Source organism: Providencia sp. PROV252 (assembly GCF_033676005.1).
Classification (GTDB): Bacteria; Pseudomonadota; Gammaproteobacteria; order Enterobacterales; family Enterobacteriaceae; genus Providencia; species Providencia vermicola.
This window is the reverse complement of the sequence record NZ_CP096294.1, coordinates 528,050-543,717: the sequence shown is the minus strand read 5'-3', so window position 1 is coordinate 543,717 and position 15,668 is coordinate 528,050. Positions and strand designations below refer to the sequence as shown.

The 15,668-nt window shown below is 43.3% G+C and carries 13 protein-coding genes; 5 read left to right on the top strand and 8 right to left on the bottom strand.

The features are described 5' to 3' along the window. Positions 1 to 662: 662 nt before the first annotated feature. Positions 663 to 1,670 (top strand): AraC family transcriptional regulator, encoded by a 1,008-nt coding sequence (locus tag M1F05_RS02340; protein WP_206086275.1) that lies wholly within the window; start codon positions 663 to 665, stop codon positions 1,668 to 1,670. 571 nt (positions 1,671 to 2,241) lie between these two features. On the opposite strand, the gene M1F05_RS02335 is transcribed toward M1F05_RS02340, so the two are convergent. The 7 genes from M1F05_RS02335 to soxR all read right to left on the bottom strand — a co-directional run bounded on the left by M1F05_RS02335 (position 2,242) and on the right by soxR (position 8,972). Further along, entirely contained in the window at positions 2,242 to 3,135 is an 894-nt protein-coding gene (locus tag M1F05_RS02335) for a transporter (RefSeq protein ID WP_241016897.1), read from the bottom strand. Between the two features lie 81 nt (positions 3,136 to 3,216). Beyond that, positions 3,217 to 4,821: a phytoene desaturase family protein gene (locus M1F05_RS02330; protein ID WP_272516345.1), complete on the bottom strand. Its 1,605-nt coding sequence runs from the start codon at positions 4,819 to 4,821 to the stop codon at positions 3,217 to 3,219. Between the two features lie 3 nt (positions 4,822 to 4,824). Next, positions 4,825 to 5,607, bottom strand: coding sequence for a cyclase family protein (locus tag M1F05_RS02325; protein ID WP_206086273.1), 783 nt, complete (start codon positions 5,605 to 5,607; stop codon positions 4,825 to 4,827). 10 nt (positions 5,608 to 5,617) lie between these two features. Then, positions 5,618 to 6,160, bottom strand: a complete 543-nt coding sequence (locus M1F05_RS02320; protein WP_241016896.1) for a flavin reductase family protein — start codon at positions 6,158 to 6,160, stop codon at positions 5,618 to 5,620. A gap of 15 nt (positions 6,161 to 6,175) precedes the next feature. Next, the gene (locus tag M1F05_RS02315) at positions 6,176 to 7,420 is read right to left on the bottom strand and encodes a styrene monooxygenase/indole monooxygenase family protein (protein WP_272516344.1); all 1,245 of its coding nucleotides are present in this window, start codon (positions 7,418 to 7,420) and stop codon (positions 6,176 to 6,178) included. Between the two features lie 32 nt (positions 7,421 to 7,452). Then, positions 7,453 to 8,238: an SDR family oxidoreductase gene (locus M1F05_RS02310; protein ID WP_206086271.1), complete on the bottom strand. Its 786-nt coding sequence runs from the start codon at positions 8,236 to 8,238 to the stop codon at positions 7,453 to 7,455. Between the two features lie 236 nt (positions 8,239 to 8,474). Further along, positions 8,475 to 8,972: a redox-sensitive transcriptional activator SoxR gene (gene soxR / locus M1F05_RS02305; RefSeq protein ID WP_225820685.1), complete on the bottom strand. Its 498-nt coding sequence runs from the start codon at positions 8,970 to 8,972 to the stop codon at positions 8,475 to 8,477. Positions 8,973 to 9,071: 99 nt separating this feature from the next. On the opposite strand from soxR, the gene M1F05_RS02300 reads away from it, so the two are divergent. From M1F05_RS02300 to M1F05_RS02285, 4 genes are read left to right on the top strand one after another with little or no spacing between them, the layout of a single operon-like run. Continuing rightward, positions 9,072 to 9,500: a DoxX family protein gene (locus M1F05_RS02300; protein ID WP_206086270.1), complete on the top strand. Its 429-nt coding sequence runs from the start codon at positions 9,072 to 9,074 to the stop codon at positions 9,498 to 9,500. Between the two features lie 12 nt (positions 9,501 to 9,512). After that, entirely contained in the window at positions 9,513 to 10,622 is a 1,110-nt protein-coding gene (locus M1F05_RS02295; RefSeq protein ID WP_206086269.1) for an efflux RND transporter periplasmic adaptor subunit, read from the top strand. Positions 10,623 to 10,631: 9 nt separating this feature from the next. Further along, a complete protein-coding gene (locus M1F05_RS02290) occupies positions 10,632 to 13,736 on the top strand; it encodes a MexW/MexI family multidrug efflux RND transporter permease subunit (protein WP_206086268.1) in 3,105 nt (1,034 codons plus the stop codon). Next, the gene (locus M1F05_RS02285; RefSeq protein WP_206086267.1) at positions 13,733 to 13,906 is read left to right on the top strand and encodes a hypothetical protein; all 174 of its coding nucleotides are present in this window, start codon (positions 13,733 to 13,735) and stop codon (positions 13,904 to 13,906) included. The genes M1F05_RS02290 and M1F05_RS02285 overlap by 4 nt, the downstream gene beginning before the upstream one ends. 56 nt (positions 13,907 to 13,962) lie before the next feature. On the opposite strand, the gene arnT is transcribed toward M1F05_RS02285, so the two are convergent. Further along, the gene (arnT, locus tag M1F05_RS02280) at positions 13,963 to 15,606 is read right to left on the bottom strand and encodes a lipid IV(A) 4-amino-4-deoxy-L-arabinosyltransferase (protein ID WP_206086266.1); all 1,644 of its coding nucleotides are present in this window, start codon (positions 15,604 to 15,606) and stop codon (positions 13,963 to 13,965) included. Between the last annotated feature and the right edge of the window lie 62 nt (positions 15,607 to 15,668).

Below are 15,668 nucleotides of genomic sequence, written 5' to 3'. Positions count from 1 at the left end.
ATTAATCATGTAAATTGAATTTATGCAGAGAGTGGATAAGCCCTGCAGATAAGGGACAGATCACCTTTAAAAACAAGAGAAAAAGAGAGATTTACGACAAGAAATAGCCCATAAAGAAGAACAAAAGATAATGTATAAAAAAGGCGTTAAATCATTAAGTAACAGTCAATTACCCCTACAATAAAAAAGCCTTGGCATTTTAAACCACTAAAAAATTGATTTTCAGATAATAAAACCAATAGAAAGTTAAATTAAAATACAAATAGAACGAACAATATGATTAATCATGTATATTTTACTAAAACAAAATTAAAATAACTTTATTTTTTATATTGTTATGGCTATCACAATAACCACACTGTTTCTGATTTCTTGCACTTTCTGGATAGTTTTTGCACATATTTAGCTAGGTAAGAAAAATTGTTTATGATATGTTCAACTGACAATTGGTTAAAAATATTTTAACGAAATGTTAATAACAAAAAGGTTAATCATCATAATAAATAAAATAAAGTATGTTGAATAAAAAACCTAAAGCACTTTTGCCTTAAATAAAATAATTAATTGAATTCATTGAGAAAACCTATAATAAGCAAAAATAGCCAAGCCACTACTTAAGTCAGTCACTGAGGGGTTGGCGACTCATTTTGGAGGTACCTTCGATGTTGAGCAACTCGTGGTCCCATTCATCTGCGCCTCAGATTGAAAATCAGATCTGTTCGTCAGAACGTTTGTTATTTACATCCGCTGATCCTGAAGAAATAAAATCAATGGTGGGTCGAGTGATGAAACCGCACCAATTTCATCAACTCAATCCCCATCAACGCCTTGATGCACGTATGCATTATATTCCTATGGGTGATATTTCCTTAAGCCGCTTACGCTATGGTGCGGATGTGACAATTGCACCAGGAAAATTAGAGGATTTTTTTCTTTTACAAATGCCACTTGCAGGCAGTGCTATCATTGAAAGTGGTGGAAAACGTCTAGAATCTACACCGCAAATGGCTTCTTTATTAAGCCCTGAAGAGTCAACAACCATGCGTTGGAATAGTGATAACGACCAATGCATGTTAAGAATTTCTCGATCATTATTAGAGAGATCATTAGTAGGCCAACTTGGCCATACGCTGGATAAACCACTCGTGTTTGAATTAGGCTTTGCATGGCAATCTTGTATTGAATGGCGCACGTTGATGAATTACCTGATTGAATGCGCTACAAGAACCCCTGATCTTCTGCAACATAAGTTAATTGCCACGCAAGTGGAGCAATTAGTCTCTGTCACGCTACTTTCTACGCACGCCCATAACTATACTGAAGATTCGGGCTTACGCCGAGCGACAATCCGTCCCCGTCATGTTCGCCGCGTGCAGGAATACTTAGAAGCTCATGCCCATGAGCCAATTACAGTGGAGCAATTAGCACATATTGCAGGTGTCAGTTTACGTAGCTTATATGCAGGGTTTAAAGAGTTTTTAGATATTAGCCCCATGCAATATTTACGTGATTTGCGTATGGAGCGCGTACGTGCAGAATTGTTATCAGGTGAAGCCACCAATGTCACTGGGGTTGCACTGCGTTGGGGATTTGCACATATGGGCCGTTTTAGTGCTGAATATAAACAACGCTATGGTGAATCACCAAGTCAAAGTATAAAAAAAGCTTAATAACAATAATTATTATATTTATTAAGCTATTGTATATAATATGATATTAAAATATAAGAAAAAAAACCCCTCTTTACTCTAAAGTATAGAGGGGTATCTAATATAGAGACAAAAATGAAAAATACGTTATTCAGATTTTCAATTAATTTTTAACTCACACATAAAAATTCAAAAATAAGACCATAAAGCATTCATATAAATTTTTACGTTAAAGCAAAAATGTTATATTTTTAAATGATTAAAACACTAAAAAAATAAATAAAAATCAATGCAATAAGAATATCTTAATATAGAAATTTAATGCTAGTTTATATTACAACTAAAAACCGAGCGAAATAATATACACTTAAAACATTAAGTCAACTCTATTTTCAATATTAAGGATAAATTAGTTAATTTAACTTACACCAATAAAATGGAAGTTAAAATCCATTAAACCTTCATTTAAATATAAAGATACATTTTTATCTTTTTATTCACAAAGAATATCATTTATATATTTACAGTATAAATAAAAAAGCACAGCATGGTTTTTATTATGCTGTGCATTCAAATCAATAAAATTAAATAGTTAGAAAGGAATAGAGGCTTTTAAATAAATTTGAGAACCTTCTGGGCGGTTTCTGACTTCAAAATCTTTTTCCCATTTAGCAGTAAACAACCAGCCTTGTGGATTCGCGTAGCGAATTGAAGGGCCTATGGAGTAAGCACGCGCTTTTCCTTGGGCCGAATTCGGGCCACTGTCATCTGTTGTTTGCCAAAAAGCATAGCCGCCAATCCCTGCTACCCACCCATTACCAAATCCCCAACCTAAACCATAATCTGCATGAAAGGCTTGCCCTGAGCGAGTTTTCGTATCGTTATTGCGAAAATTGAAGTCATACATCATTTTTAAATCCGCATTCACGCCCACAGGGGGAATATAGCTAATTGCCCACACGGGTTGTAACGCCCAATAATTTTTACCTAAACTAGAAGGGTCTGTTTTACTGTATTTTCCTGTCGGTGCATAGGCATCTAACCCAACCACATAATGTAAATCTGCCGAAGGGTGGAAGCCTAGTGCAGGTCCAAACGTTACATCGCCTAGCCCACGACTCGTCTCTTTTTTACCTGCCGCTTTTGCAGTCACATCCAATAATGGCACGATGGTATGGAAGGCTAAGTCACCACCCAGTATTTTTTGATCCGTTACCCAAATTAAGCGAGGAGCCAATACATTCACATTCACGCTAAAACCTGGCACAGGAATTTTATCCCCTTTATTATCGCGAATACTGTCATAATGGGCATTTCCACCATACATCAGCACATGTACACCTTGCGGAGGTAATGCACCTGACATAAAGTTTTCGAGACCATCGGGATAGATCCCTAGCCCACCCCCTTCCGTCGCGAGGGTACCAAACGAAAGTATGCTGAGACACGAACCTGCAACAAGCTGACTGATTATTTTTTTATTCATCATGTTTCCTGCCATAGTGGGTTTTCTTACTGTGTGTGCTTTGCCTGTTATCTCGCAGTTCCCTTGCGTTTTATTTATGTCCTATTTTTTCGTCAATTTTTGCGCTACAAGGTAACCTGAACCACCGCTAAGACCAGGGCCTGGATGTGTTGATGCGCCAATATGAAAAAGGTTTTTAACCGCTGTTTTGTGTGTTTTTGTTTGACCTGATGCTGCAAAAGGCCGTAACCAGAAAAATTGGTCGGGGGAACAAGTACCTGAATAGGGATCGCCACCGACAAGATTGCAGTTATAACTTTCTAAATCTGCAGGAGAAATTGCGTGGCGCCCCACGATCAACGAAGAAAAACCAGGCATGACTAACTCTAAACGTTGCTGAATTCTATCCGCGACCGCCTCTCGTACGTCTTCATCCCACCTCCCATCTTCAGGGATGCGAATTTCTCCTGCGGAATCACCTTTTAGGCGCCTTGGCAATTCTTGCATTTGGATCCATAAAATCCATCCGCCATCTGGCGCACGGCTGGGATCTAACGTAGTAGGTTGCCCAATGCCAAACGTTGGTTTTTCAGGTAGATAACCATTATTAGCTTGAGTGACCGACAAACAGACTTGCTCCATACTTTCGGTGAAATGAACAAGTGGCACATTTAATAATTCGGGATTACACCAAGGTGGTGGCGCACTTAATGCAAAATGAATTTGCATCCCTGCGCGGCCATAGCGGTAGCCTTTTGCCCTTTCCATCACCTGAGGCGATACATTATCGAGTAATGAGCCATATAGCTGCGTTGGGGTCACGTTGCACACCACACTTTCGGTAGTATTAATCATTTGCCCATTAACGATAACGCCTGTTGCGCGGCTATTTTTCCCCTCACCTTGAGTCACTATTTTCTCAACGTGCATTCCCGTTTTAAGCTCGCCACCATGGGCTTCAATCACTTTCGCAAATGCCTCAACGATGCGATAACTGCCGCCTTTGACGACAGGCATCCCACCAGCAACAACGGCAGCGAAGGTTAATTTACCAATTAGCGCCGAACTCGCTTCATCAGGCCCTAACCCTGTGTGAAGTACCCATGGCGCCATCAATGCGCGGCTAAAATCGTGCTGTAATTCACGTTCTGACCAACGACGAAAGCTTTCCACACCTGATTTAGCAAAATCCAACAACCCATCGACACCCCGTTTACGCCATTCAGAAAACAATAGCTTTAACATACCGCCGCTATAAGGGTTTTGCCCTAATAAACCAAATGTGAGCGCCGCATCTTGGGTGAATAATTTGTCTGCCATTTTACGAAATGCTAGCCCATCACCAGGCGCAATGAGATCGAGCTGTTTCGCGGCCTCAGCAACATCCCGCTTCAGTGCAATAGACTTCCCATCGGGTTGGACTAACCCTGTTGAATAGTCGCATTGGGCAAACTCTAATCCATACTTTTTCAGATGGGGTTCTAATTCTTGATAGCCGGGGCTACCAACAAACAGTGAATACCAACAAGAAAGCAGATCATGGGTATACCCTTCAAATAAATTTTCAGTCCGAATACAACCGCCTAAGCGATCGTTTCGTTCTAACACCAACACCGATTTTCCGCGCACCGCCAGCAAAGCCGCGCACATCAAGGAATTCATCCCGCTACCAACGACGATCACTTGTGGGTTAGAAAGTGTTGCCATACCTCACCCCACTAGTGCCAAGACGCGTAATGGGCTACCTGATCCCCCTTCGATTTTCAGCGGAGCCGCAACAATTACCACGCCTGTTGGCGGTAATTTATCGAGGTTTTTCAAGCACTGTAGGCCATATTTATTATTGCCATGCATTAAGGTGTGGCATGGGTAAGGTACAGGCCAACTGTAGGACTGCCCTGCATCAGTATTGATGGTCTCAACACCAAACCCTTTTACGTCACGCTCGTGAATGAGCCATTCAACCGCTTCTTGGGAAGGCCCTGGTGTGTGAGCCCCATCTTCACGCATACTCACATAAGCCGCAGGATCATCCGCTTTTTTCGACCAATCCGTTCTAAAAAGTACCCAAGCCGCTTTGGGAATTTTGCCATGCTTTTCTTCCCATTTTTGCAAAAACTCGACCGTTAACACCCAGTCTGAATTTTCAGCCACTTCTTTGCTTGCATCAACCACCACGGCAGGGGCAACAAAATTTTCAACAGGGATGGTATCGACCGTGTTATTCGCTTGGTCTTTACCACTGATCCAGTGAATAGGTGCATCAAAGTGCGTGCCTGTATGTTCGCCACAACTAAAGTTATTCCAATACCAAGCAGGGCCATTATCATCGTAACGGGAGATTTGCTCCATACTGAACGACCACACCTGCCCAAACTGCTCAGGTAATTGCAGTGCAGGGAATGATGGCGATAAGGTTTGTGTTAGATCGACAACCTGAATATTGCCTTGCTGTAATTCTTTAGCGAATGTCATCAATGCTTGCTGATTCATGGTGTTTCTCCTACGCCAATGGCGATTCATGTAAAGCGGTAAAGCCACCGCCGTGGAAAACTAACGGCTTACCCGTTTCACTACCGATACGGCGCACATGCCCCACCATCAATAAATGGTCACCTAGAGTGTCTTGCTTGTGGTTTTCACAAACCAGCGTCGCAATCGCGCCGTGCAAAGCAGGCACGCCTTCAGGGGTTAGATGGATAGCCACCTCTTCAAACTTGTTTTCAATGCGTGGATTCGCAAAGCGCATAGCAAGTTCTTGGTGCCCGTGGCCTAAGATATTGATGGTGAAATGTGAGCAATCACGAAATACCGCTAAGTTTGGTGAATGATTCACTAAGCTCCATAAAACTAATGGTGGGTCGAGTGATAACGAGGCAAATGAGTTAATGGTTAGCCCCACATCACGGCCATCTGCGGTTCGTGTTGTCACGATTGCGACCCCTGTTGGGTAGCACCCGAGCAAATTGCGCAAGGTTTTCGACTCAAATTCGGTATGACCCCATTCCCTTTCGCACATAAATGTATCCTCTGCAATCATAGACATAGCCAATCCTCCCCGTTAAGCGCGGGCTTCTTCCATCATTTGTGATTGAATGTAGGCCTCACATGCCGCCCCATCTTTCCACCAAGGGAACAGAACTGGCGGGTAGTTAAAAGCATTTGCAATAGTGTGTGCGAGGGATGGTAATTGCTGGGCAGCACCTAACAGATGCAAAATATGTGGCTCTGGTGGCGCTAATAATGAGTTTGTCCACTCCACAACATGGCGACCATATTTCCAGAACTGTTCGAAGGTGTCGTTCATCCACTGTGCAGTATAGGGCTTATCACCGTGCGCTAAGATCGCGTCATAGTAGACTTTACAAGCCTTAGTCGCGTTATTCGAGCCTTGGCCTGTTAATGGATCGTTCGTCACTAACGCATCCCCTAAACCAAACACAATCTTACCCGATGGCAACGTTAATACAGGCTTGCGCACCGTCGGTGCAAAGCGCCCAGCTAAGATGCCGTTATCATCCGTCAATTCGATATTACGACAGCGATCGGCTTCCCAAGGTAAATAGGTGTTAAGGATTTTTTTACTGTACGCCAAATGTTCTTGCGGTGTACGCGCCTCACCCCACTGATCCATTGGGCCACCAGGGATACCTTCAAAGACCATAATGTGGCAATCACCGCTATTGGTCAGGGATGGAAACACAAAGTACTCACCAACACCAGGGATCAAGTTAAACGACACTTGAGAGTATTCAGACGTTGGCAACATGCCGTGCACATAAGTGAGTGCCAAGGCACGTTGGGGTTTATCATATGGCGAGCGCGTTTCATCACGTTCAAGCAGTTTAACAATTTCCCCTTTCCCCCCCGCCAACACAACGAGGTCATGGGTTTCTGCCAAACGCTCCAGCTCTGCAACGCCAACATCTTCAATACGTAAATTGCCGCCACGTGCTGCAAACAACTCCATCCAATAAGGCATTTTAATACGCTGATCGACGGCTTGTGCATAGTTGTCTAAGCGCGAGCGCCAAGAAATGGCTTTTTCACCTGTTTTTTCAGGATGAGGAACAGTAAAACCGATGCCTTCAACAGGAGGGCATTTGTCTTCCCAAAAGTTAATCCCCAAATCACGCTCAAATTGCAGCGAAATATCAAACATGCATTGACTCGACATCACACGGCCATTTTTAACATCCTCTGGTGTGCGGTTTGTCGCAACAGTAACGAAATAGCCTTTATCTAACAAACCTAAAGCCAACGGCATCCCCGCTTGACCACCACCTACGATAGCAATACGACGCATAGTATTTTCCTCAGCAAAGTTTAAATGGTGTCTTATTGTGCAAGACGGGGAATTGCAGGTTTAGCCTGTTCAGGGCCCATAGCGGAGTAACCGCCATCAACGGCGTAATCTGCGCCAGTCACGAAACTCGCCAGATCAGAAAGTAGGAACGCAACAACTTGAGCCACCTCTTCAGGGTCACCCACGCGTTTTAATAAGTGATAATCCGCCGCAACACGGTCGGTTTTTTTGCGGTCGCCCCCCGTAATTTCATCCATCACACGGGACCATGTCCAGCCAGGGGAAACCGAATTCACACGAATACCGTTATCGGCATAATCCATCGCTTGGCTGCGAGTCACTTCCAGCATCGTTGCTTTTGATGCGGGGTAGAGCCAACGGCCTGTTTGAGCAACAGAAGACGAAATACTGGTAAAGTTGACGATGGCACCTTTACCTGCTTTCACAAAGTGTGCTTTGGCAAATTGCGCCGCCATAACGGCACTGACCACATTGATATTTAATGCAGTTAACCAATCTTGTCGTGAAGATAGCTGGCCTTCGTCAAGATAAGTCGCGGCCAGATTAACCAAAAAATCGAGTTGCCCATACTTTTGAGCAACACGATCAATGCCCTGTTTAAGTTGTTGATCGTCAGTGATATCCACAGGCAAGAAATCAATATTTGGCTCACTTTGTGCGACTTTTTCACCATTGACTGCGTCAATATCAAAAATAGTGACTTTAACACCATAACTGCTCAGCACTTTTGCCACTGTTGCGCCAATTTTGGTCGCGCCCCCAGTCACAATTGCAATTTTGCTATTCAAACCTTTCATCGTTGACGCCCTCTTTTCGCTCTCATCTTATTACAATGAATTTACAAAAAATTAACATAACTAATAATTACGCAGAATGAGCGAAAAGCTGTAGCCGCTGGGCGCAAAAAATATCCACCCAGTGCGGCAATTTAGTCAACAAAGCGATGATATATGAAGGGAAATAGCCACTTTTCGCAGCAGCTATCCAAAAAATGAAAAGTGTGATTAATAGCAGGACATAATTCTATCGTTATTTAAGGCCGCTCTAAAATACGTGCGCCAGGACCTCTTTTCCCTAATACGTCATCAGGGTTACGCAACGGGCAATCACTTAATGATAAACAACCACAACCAATGCAATTATCCAATTCATTACGTAAACGCGTGAGCTGCCGAATACGTTTATCCAACGAAACACGCCATTGTGTGGACATTTCCTTCCACTGCTCCGACGTAAGTGCACTATTTGCAGGAAAACGGCCTAATGCATCCTGTATTTCTTGCAATGGAATACCTGTACTTTGCGCAACTTTAATAATGGCAATATAGCGCAATACGACTGAATGGAATCGCCGTTGGTTGCCGTGTGTTCGAGTACTTTGTATTAATCCTTTTGATTCATAAAAATGCACAGTAGAAACAGGAACACCTGAACGTTTAGCGACCTCACCAACCGTTAGTGCCCTTGTAGGATCGATGTTTATTCCGCCATTTTTTTGGGGTTTTATCGCTTTCGTGTCTTTACTTGCCATTTTTGCTTACCTTTGCTTGACCTCAACTTAACTTAAGGTTTTATAGTGCGACCCTGTGACTTTGTCAATTGACGTTATTTTTTGAAAGGGGATAGGTTCATGCCATTGGTTATCACCAAAATGTTAGAAAGCAATAGCTTATGGTTTATTGCTCGCTTACTTGTCTTGGTTTTATTTATTTCATCAGGGTTAGCCAAAGTACTTAACTATGAAAGTAGTCTCGCTGAAATGCGTGCTGCTGGTCTGCATCCAGACTGGTTCTTCAATATAGCCTCTGCCGCTGTGATGCTGATTGGCTCAGTTTTCGTATTACTTAACCGTTTGTTATGGCTTGCAACAGGGGCACTTGCCACCTTTTTGTTCCTCACCATTGTGATTGTGCACACTTTTTGGAGTTATACGGGAGAACAAGCACAAATCGCCATGTTTTGGGCTATTGAACATATTGCTGTCATTGGTGGGTTAATTGCCATCGCGATTGCAGGGCATTTTCGAGGTCTTTATTTCTCGCTGAAAATGCAGAAATAGAAGGAAAATTAAATGAGTAAAAAAACAATAATCACACTATGTACTATTTTAATCGCAGCAGGGGGCGGTAGCGCCATTTATTCCACCTACGCACAAAATGAGGGCGACAAAAAAGCGGCATACCAATACCCGCCAACCAAGGTTGCACTCGCTACGGTCACTCTAGATACGGCACCACGAACGTTTTATGGTGTGGGCGAATTAGAAGCTGGCAGCCAAGTGCAAGTTGCGGCAGAAACGAATGGCCGCATTACTAAAATAATCTTTGAATCTGGACAACAAGTCAAAAAAGGCCAAGTTTTAGTGCAGCTCAATGATGCCGTAGAGCAAGCGGATTTATCTCGCTATCAAGCACAGATGCGTAATGCAGCACGCTTATATCAAAGAACCAGTTCGTTATCTGCGCAACATTTAGTAGCTGAAGCCCAAGTGGATAGTACTCGAGCAGAGCGCGATATTGCTCAAGGGCTCATTCGTCAAACTCAAGCGTTAATTGCGCAAAAAACCATTCGCGCACCTTTTGATGGCACGATTGGTATTCGTCAAGTGCATGAAGGACAGTATCTAACACCTGGTGAAACCATCGCAAGTTTGGTTGATACCAAAACGTTAAAGCTGAATTTTTCATTAGACGAGCAAGCATCCCCTGAATTACATCAAGGGCAAGTGGTTGATGTTACGGTAGACGCCTACCCAAATAAAACCTTCCCTGCTCGCATTACTGCGATTGATCCTCTCATTGGTAAATCACGCACTATTGCGCTACAAGCGACATTAGAAAATAGCGATGGCACGCTCAAAGCAGGTATGTACGCCAACGTGAATGTGGTTCGCCAAGCCAATAATCAGGTACTTACTATCCCAGAAACAGCTGTCACTTATACCGCTTACGGGGATACAGTCTTTATTACAGAGGGTGAAGGTGATGCCATGACGGTCAAACGCGTTTCCGTCAAAACAGGCCAACGTTGGGATGGCAAAATTGAAGTTGAACATGGGTTAAGCGCTAACGATAAAGTGGTCACATCAGGCCAATTACGCCTCAATAATGGTTCTGCAGTTACGCCAGTTGCGCAAGATACCTTGTCTGAACCCACCGCACACACTCAGCAAGGTTCATAAGGAGGCGTGATGAAATTTACTGATATTTTTGTACGCCGTCCTGTTTTAGCCTTAGTGGTCAGTGCGTTAATCGTGTTAATTGGCTTATTTGCTCTGAGCAAATTACCCATTCGCCAATACCCACAGCTAGAAAGTGCCACAGTGACGATTACGACACAATATCCTGGCGCATCAGCAAAACTGATGCAGGGGTTTGTCACCCAGCCTATCGCCCAAGCCGTTTCTTCAGTTGAAGGCGTCGATTATTTATCTTCATCTTCTGTACAAGGTAGCAGCCTTGTCACCGTGCGTATGGAATTAAACCGCGACTCAACTCAAGCCCTTGCGCAAGTGATGGCGAAAGTTAACCAAGTGCGCTACAAGTTGCCGAAAGAAGCTTATGACCCAGTCATCGAGTTATCTTCTGGCGAATCAACCGCGGTTGCCTATATTGGGTTTTCAAGTACCGAGTTGTCCATTCCTGCGCTAACCGACTATATTTCTCGTGTGGTCGAGCCGATGTATTCATCTATTGAAGGCGTCGCGAAAGTACAGGTATTTGGTGGGCAACAACTTGCCATGCGCTTATGGCTTGATGCCGATAAACTGGCTGGCCGCGGGCTTTCTGCTGCTGATGTTGCACAAGCCGTTCGCCAAAATAACTACCAAGCTGCACCAGGTAAAGTCAAAGGCGAATATGTCATTTCTAATGTCTATGTGAATACCGACTTAACTAATGTGGATGAATTCCGTGACTTAGTGATCCGCAATGATGGTAATGGATTAGTTCGCTTAAAAGATGTTGGCACCATTGAACTCGGAGCCGCCTCGACAGAAACGAGTGGCTTAATGAATGGTGAACCCGCAATTTACCTCGGTTTGTTTGCAACCCCAACAGGCAACCCACTTGTCATCGTTGATGGCATGAATAAATTGATGCCAGATATTGATAAAACTTTGCCACCAGAAGTGAAAGTGGAAATGGCCTTTGAAACTTCACGGTTTATTAAGGCCTCTATCGACCAAGTTATCAATACGTTAGTCGAAGCTTTGCTGATCGTTATTGCCGTAATTTACCTATGTTTAGGCTCAATTCGCAGCGTGATTATTCCTATCTTAGCCATTCCTTTATCCATGCTGGGTGCTGCGGCTCTTATGATGGCTTTTGGCTTTAGTATCAACTTATTAACCTTACTAGCAATGGTTTTAGCGATTGGACTGGTGGTCGATGATGCCATCGTGGTGGTAGAAAACGTCCATCGCCATATTGAAGAAGGGAAATCCCCTGTATTAGCTGCCTTAATTGGTGCCCGAGAAGTGGCAGGGCCCGTCATTGCGATGACCATTACCTTAGCCGCCGTTTATGCGCCTATTGGCTTGATGTCTGGCCTAACGGGCGCGTTATTTAAAGAATTCGCCCTAACGCTTGCAGGTGCGGTGATTGTTTCTGGTATCGTGGCATTGACCCTTTCCCCTGTCATGAGCTCCTTTATGCTGAACTCAAAACAGAATGAAGGCCGCATGGCACGGATGGCAGAAAAATTCTTCACCACACTGGCGCACTATTACACCATTTTATTGAATTTTTCGTTAAAAAACCGTTGGATAACGGGTGTGATTGCCGTGGCGGTATTCATCAGCTTGCCAATGCTTTACCAATCCGCACCGCGCGAATTAGCCCCTGTTGAAGACCAATCGAGCGTATTAACCGCGATTAAGTCCCCACAACATGCCAACCTTGAGTATGTCGAACGGTTTTCTCGTAAATTACATGATGTTTTCACGGAACTACCTGAAACCGAAAGTACGTGGATTATTAACGGAACTGATGGCCCTTCCGCAAGTTTTGGAGGTACCAACTTGTCTTCTTGGGAAGAACGGGATAGACCGGCTTCTGCTATTCAAACGGATTTACAGGGGCGCGTTGGCGATGTGGAAGGAAACAGTATTTTTGTTTTCCAATTACCAGCCTTACCTGGTTCAACAGGCGGATTGCCGATTCAAATGGTGTTAAGAAGCCCACAAGATTACTCGGTGCTATATAAAACCATGGAAGAAATCAAACAACAAGCGCGGGAAAGTGGTTTATTTATGGTCGTGGACAGTGACCTCGACTATAACAACCCTGTGGTAGAAGTACGCATTAACCGCTCTAAAGCCAACAGTTTAGGCATTCGCATGCAAGATATTGGTGAATCCCTGACTTTATTAGTCGGCGAAAACTATATTAACCGTTTTGGGATGGATGGCCGTTCTTACGATGTGATCCCACAAAGTATGCGCAACCAACGCCTGACGCCAGAAGCACTTTCACGCCACTATGTCAAAGCAGAAACGGGCTCAATGATACCGTTATCTACGGTAGTGGATATTCATACGCAAGTTGAGCCGAACAAACTCACGCAATTTAACCAACAAAATGCGGCAATATTCCAAGCCATTCCTGCTCCTGGTGTTACTTTAGGACAGGCAGTTGCTTACCTTGATGAAATTGCCAATGAACTTCCAGCTGGCTTTAGCCATGACTGGCAATCCGATTCGCGCCAATATAAACAAGAAGGTAACACCCTCGCCTTCGCCTTTATGGCGGCGCTTATCATTATTTATTTAGTACTCGCAGCGCAATATGAAAGCTTGGTCGACCCGCTGATCATTCTTATCACTGTACCATTATCGATTTGTGGTGCACTAATCCCACTAGCCTTGGGCTATGCCACACTAAATATTTATACCCAAATCGGCCTTGTGACCTTGATTGGTTTAATCAGTAAGCATGGAATATTGATGGTGGAATTTGCCAATGAATTACAGGCTAATGAAGGATTAGACCGCCGTCATGCCATTTTAAAAGCCGCGCAAATTCGTTTACGCCCAATTTTAATGACAACAGCGGCCATGGTGATTGGCTTGGTGCCGTTGTTATTCGCCACGGGTGCGGGTGCTAACAGCCGCTTTGGCCTCGGGTTAGTCATTGTCACAGGGATGTTAGTTGGGACGCTATTTACGTTATTTGTTCTACCAACCATTTATTCAGTATTAGCACGCAATCACAGTGCTACCACATTGACACCTAGGCGTTATGAGCTTGCTGAAGCCAATCGCCTGATCAAAGAAACTCAGGAGACTTCACAATGAGAAATACAGCAAGTAACAAGCAAAACCTTCGCCAAACGCCCCATACTGTAGAGATGAATACGATGAGTAACAGTATGGCAATGCTGTTAATTTACCACGGGGTAGCGACTAACACAGGCAAGGCCAGCATTGCAGATAATGAAATAATGACGACTAAACCAACTCGTTAATTAGCCTTTTCAAACCAAACCGCATAATTCATTATGAGTTATGCGGTTTTTCATCACTACCCTTCGTAAAAGGCAAATATCAAATTGCCCTCTCGAATAATTATTGGATTACCAGGAAGCGCATCAACCAATTCATGTTGTGAGCCTTCCACAACGACAGCTACATTTTTGTATTGATGGCTTTCTAACAATGCAGGTAATTGACTCAAGCGATAAAAACGGTTTGCAGCATCAGGATATTGCAGCCCGTAGCCTAATTCCCCCGTTTGATGCAACATCGTAATATCACTGCGTTTTAGCACCCAAGCTAGTGCCGTGCCTAAACCCACATTGTTGGTCAATAATACCGATTTATTTTCCAGTTGATGCGAATACTTGGCGACTAACTTCTGAGGGGTATTGTTACTTGCCACATAATTTGGGATCACATGGCCCACACTTAAACTAATCGCTACCGTACATACAGCGGCTAAATACCAAAACCGCGGCTTCATTGAAATAAAAGCAACCACTAGCCAAAAAATAAAGGCCCCTGCCGCCAACCCTAATTTATAGCTTTCATCTGCCTGATAAATATTAATTTTAGGTATATATGGTGATGCAATGATTACGCCCGCAGCCAGCCCGCCAATCACCATATTAATCACCGCGTTTGCACGGATGGCGAGTGTTTTTTTCTCTGTTAGCATTTTTTCAATATACGCAGCCATTAAGATCGCGATGGGTGCAATACACGGCAAAATATACGTGAGTAGCTTACCTTTAGTGATGCTAAAAAAAATAAACGGCGCAAGGAACCATAATAAGAAATAAAAATGCATCCCTTTTTGCTGCCATGCTTGGCGCAAAGCACCAAATAAGTAACCTAACCACGGCAAAACTGCCGCCATCATGATAGGAATATAAAACCAAAATGGGGATTTGTTTTGAGCGTTATCAGCCATAAACCGCTGAATATGTTCGACCCAGAAGAAATAACGCCAAAAATCAGGTTCACGGCTGGCAATCACAAATGCCCATGGCAAGCAAACCACAAAGGCCGTAAAAATCGACACAAATGAAAAAACAAAAACGTCTTTAAATTTTTTAAAATAAATTCCAGCGACTGAACACACTAACACTGGCAAAACTAAAACTAAGAACCCCTTCGTTAATACCCCTAAACCACAGGCCACCCCCAGTAAAATATAGGCCAAGAGCTGGTGGGAAAATCGTTTAGTGGTCAACCCCCATTGGAAAAAGAAAATCACCATCGTGATAAATGCGGTAACGATAGGGTCAAGAATGTTATAAGTGCCAATGGTAAACACCATCAACATGGAAAGGTAAATAAACGTGGCATTAAACGCGATACGTGGGTTTTTCCACGCCATTTTAGCGCTAAGGTAAACAAATAACCCACTGATTAGTGTACTAAATACAACACCAAGGCGAACAGAAACATTATTTTCACCAAATAACATTTGAAAAATAGCACCAACCCAATAACCAAAAATGGGTTTTTCGAAATAACGAACATCCAGCAGTTCTGGCACACTCCAATTATAACTGATGATTAGTTCACGACTAATTTCAGCATAACGGAGCTCGTCAGGCTGCCATAACAGCCGCCCGTTTAACGGCAAAAAATAGGTTGCAACAATAAATACAAATAGTAGACACCACTTAAGGCAGGCAATTTTATTATTTGCCATAATCATCTCATCTCAACCATTCTTGTTATTAATATTTAATACTTTTAAGCTGTTAGCGTGAAAGCAAC

Excerpts from the sequence above, each read along its gene's own strand:
- M1F05_RS02340 (WP_206086275.1), top strand. The coding sequence starts at position 663 with ATGTTGAGCAACTCGTGGTCCCATTCATCTGCGCCTCAGATTGAAAAT.
- M1F05_RS02335 (WP_241016897.1), bottom strand. The coding sequence starts at position 3,135 with ATGAATAAAAAAATAATCAGTCAGCTTGTTGCAGGTTCGTGTCTCAGC.
- M1F05_RS02330 (WP_272516345.1), bottom strand. The coding sequence starts at position 4,821 with ATGGCAACACTTTCTAACCCACAAGTGATCGTCGTTGGTAGCGGGATG.
- M1F05_RS02325 (WP_206086273.1), bottom strand. The coding sequence starts at position 5,607 with ATGAATCAGCAAGCATTGATGACATTCGCTAAAGAATTACAGCAAGGC.
- M1F05_RS02320 (WP_241016896.1), bottom strand. The coding sequence starts at position 6,160 with ATGTCTATGATTGCAGAGGATACATTTATGTGCGAAAGGGAATGGGGT.
- M1F05_RS02315 (WP_272516344.1), bottom strand. The coding sequence starts at position 7,420 with ATGCGTCGTATTGCTATCGTAGGTGGTGGTCAAGCGGGGATGCCGTTG.
- M1F05_RS02310 (WP_206086271.1), bottom strand. The coding sequence starts at position 8,238 with ATGAAAGGTTTGAATAGCAAAATTGCAATTGTGACTGGGGGCGCGACC.
- soxR (WP_225820685.1), bottom strand. The coding sequence starts at position 8,972 with ATGGCAAGTAAAGACACGAAAGCGATAAAACCCCAAAAAAATGGCGGA.
- M1F05_RS02300 (WP_206086270.1), top strand. The coding sequence starts at position 9,072 with ATGCCATTGGTTATCACCAAAATGTTAGAAAGCAATAGCTTATGGTTT.
- M1F05_RS02295 (WP_206086269.1), top strand. The coding sequence starts at position 9,513 with ATGAGTAAAAAAACAATAATCACACTATGTACTATTTTAATCGCAGCA.
- M1F05_RS02290 (WP_206086268.1), top strand. The coding sequence starts at position 10,632 with ATGAAATTTACTGATATTTTTGTACGCCGTCCTGTTTTAGCCTTAGTG.
- M1F05_RS02285 (WP_206086267.1), top strand. The coding sequence starts at position 13,733 with ATGAGAAATACAGCAAGTAACAAGCAAAACCTTCGCCAAACGCCCCAT.
- arnT (WP_206086266.1), bottom strand. The coding sequence starts at position 15,606 with ATGATTATGGCAAATAATAAAATTGCCTGCCTTAAGTGGTGTCTACTA.